Origin of the sequence: Kitasatospora sp. NPDC093558, from assembly GCF_040683475.1 — a bacterium.
Lineage (GTDB): Bacteria > Actinomycetota > Actinomycetes > Streptomycetales > Streptomycetaceae > Kitasatospora.
Genome location: NZ_JBFBDY010000450.1, coordinates 2,859 through 5,199, shown reverse-complemented (window position 1 = coordinate 5,199; position 2,341 = coordinate 2,859). Strand labels below are relative to the sequence as shown.

Here is a 2,341-nt window from a genome sequence, read left to right as displayed (position 1 = left end):
ACCTGCGCTTCGGCACGCCCGCGCCGGACACCGCCGCGCTGCGCGCCGGGCACGACCTGGTGGTGGCCGCCGACGGCGTCAACTCGGCCGTGCGGCAGGCGAATCCGGACGTCTTCCGGCCCACGCTCGACACCCGCCGCAACAAGTACATGTGGCTCGGCACCGACCTCGTCTTCGAGGCGTTCCAGTTCTTCATCAAGCAGACCGAGTGGGGGACCATGCAGGTCCACGGCTACCCCTACTCCGCCGCCGGCTCCACCTTCATCGTCGAGATGCACGAGGACGTGTGGCGCCGGGCCGGCTTCGACACCGGCCTCGACCTCCCGCCCGGCGCCTCCGACGAGCCCGCCGTGGAGCGGATCCGCGCCCTGTTCGCCGACGAGCTCGACGGGCACCGGCTGTTCGCCAACAACTCGCGCTGGCTGAGTTTCACCACCGTCCGCAACGAGCGCTGGCACGACGGCCGGCTCGTCCTGCTCGGCGACGCCGCGCACACCGCGCACTTCTCGATCGGCTCGGGCACCAAGCTCGCCATGGAGGACGCCCTCGCGCTGGCCGCCTGCCTGCACGAACACCCCTCCCTGGACGAGGCGTTGACGGCGTACGAGACCGAGCGGCGCCCGGTCGTCGAGTCCACCCAGCGCGCCGCGCAGGCCTCCCTGGAGTGGTTCGAGAACATCGGCATGTACGTCGGCCAGGAGCCGGTGCAGTTCTGCTTCAACCTGCTCACCCGCTCCCGCCGCATCACCTACGACAACCTCCGCACGCGGGACCCGCAGTTCGCCGACCGCGTCGACGAGGCCTTCGCCAAGGCTCAGGGCGCGCAGAGCGTCGTCCCCGCGATGTTCCAGCCGTTCCGGCTCGGCCCGCTGGAGCTCAAGAACCGCGTCATCGTCTCCCCCATGGACATGTACTCCGCCGTCGACGGCCTCCCCGGGGACTTCCACCTCGTCCACCTCGGCTCGAAGGCGATGGGCGGCGCCGGCCTGGTGATGACCGAGATGGTCTGCGTCTCTCCCGAGGGCCGCATCACCCCCGGCTGCACCGGCCTGTGGAACGACGGGCAGCGCGACGCGTGGAGCCGCATCGTCTCCTACGTGCACGCCAACTCCACCGCCCGGATGGGCCTCCAGCTCGGCCACTCCGGCCGCAAGGGCTCGACCCGCCTCATGTGGGAGGGCATGGACGAACCACTGGAGCAGGGCAACTGGGACGTCGTCGGACCGTCCGAACTCCCCTACGGCCCCGCCTCGGCGACGCCGCGCGCACTCACCCGCGCCGAACTCGACCGGATCACCGCCGAGTTCGTCGCCGCCGCCCGGCGCGGCGCCGACGCCGGCTTCGACCTCCTCGAACTCCACTGCGCCCACGGCTACTTGCTCTCCTCTTTCCTCTCCCCGCTGGCCAACCACCGCACCGATGAGTACGGCGGCCCGCTGGCGAACCGCTTGCGCTACCCCCTGGAGGTCTTCGACGCCGTCCGCGCCGCCTGGCCCGCCGACCGCCCGGTGATCGTGCGCATCTCCGCCACCGACTGGGCCCCCGACGGCAACACCGAGCACGACGCCGTCGAGATCGCCCGCGCCTTCATCGCCCACGGCGCCGACGCCATCGACGTTTCCACCGGCCAGGTCACCAAGGACGAGCGCCCCGCCTACGGCCGCTCCTACCAGACCCCGTACGCCGACCGGATCCGCCACGAGGTCGCCGCCGCCACCGGCACCGCCGTCATCGCCGTCGGCGCCATCGCCTCCTACGACGACGTCAACTCCATCCTCATCGCCGGCCGCGCCGACCTCTGCGCCATCGGCCGCACCCACCTCTACGACCCCCACTGGACCCTGCACGCCGCCGCCGAACAGGACTACCGCGGCCCCGCGGCCGAGTGGCCCCTCCCCTACCGCGCCGGCAGCCGCAAACCCCCCACCTCCCGCACCGACGCCATCCGCCCCCGCCTCACCCTGCTCCGCGCCGAGGCCCCCGACCGCACCATCCACCTCCGCTGGACCCCACCCCGCGAACCGGCCCCAGTCCCCTGACCCCCCGGCCGGCCACCGCTGGAGGCGGAAAGCGCCCCGCCCCCGTCAGGGGCGCCCGAAAGCGTCCCCGGTAACCGACGACTCCCTGACCGCGATCCGGGCCGCCTACCCGGCCGGGACCGGGCGGTGCTGGAGGTCGGTCGGGTTGTCGGGGCCGAGGGAGAACGTCGGCGCGGGGGTCGGCTGCATGGGCGGCGGGGTGGTCACCGCCGTGCTCGGGGCGCTCGGCACCGTCGTGGGCCGTCCCGTCGCGGTGGGCGACGGACTCGACGGCGAAGCACTCGAAGACGAACTGGGCGAAG

Annotated in this window: 1 protein-coding gene; it reads left to right on the top strand. The window is 72.9% G+C overall.

Features of this window, described 5'->3' with window-relative positions; all coding sequences use genetic code 11:
• Window positions 1–2,039, top strand: a 2,039-nt coding sequence (locus AB0O00_RS28765; protein WP_363656632.1) for an FAD-dependent monooxygenase, incomplete at its 5' end; no start/stop codon positions are given.
• Between the last annotated feature and the right edge of the window lie 302 nt (window positions 2,040–2,341).